Here is a 429-nt window from a genome sequence, read left to right as displayed (position 1 = left end):
AATCCCCTCCGTCCCCTTTTTTCATCAGGCGTGGAAGATGTCGCTCGAGGTCGGCGTGGTCGGGATCGGCGGTGCGGCGCGGCTGCCACGGTGCACGAACATCTGCTTCCACGCGGCGTAGACCGCGCCGACATACAGCGGCATCAGCACCGTGGTCAGCACCAGCTGGGCGATGAAGGCGGCGGCCAGCGGGCCGCCGATCAGCATCGCGATCTGGATCACGATCACGAACAGGATGTAGATGCAGAACGCGGCGATCAGGCCGAGCACGGCGAACACGATCATTGCGCCGATGTTCTCGATGCAGCCCTGCAGGCTCAGGCGCAGCGCGTGCATGCCGCTCTGCTTGTCGAACACCACCAGCGCCGGCTGGGTGAACATTGCCAGCGACAGTGCGACCGCGCTCAGGAACACCAGCAGCATCCACAG

General features: G+C 64.8%; 1 protein-coding gene. It reads right to left on the bottom strand.

All coding sequences use genetic code 11. From position 1 onward, the window contains the following. Nucleotides 1-24: 24 nt before the first annotated feature. On the bottom strand, nt 25-429 hold a 405-nt coding region (locus JZ791_RS44340; RefSeq protein WP_216903987.1), incomplete at its 5' end, for a hypothetical protein.

This window comes from Nocardia alni, assembly GCF_019038435.1.
Classification (GTDB): Bacteria; Actinomycetota; Actinomycetes; order Mycobacteriales; family Mycobacteriaceae; genus Nocardia; species Nocardia alni.
The sequence above is the reverse complement of the archived record's forward strand: the minus strand, read 5'-3'. Positions and strand labels throughout refer to the sequence as shown.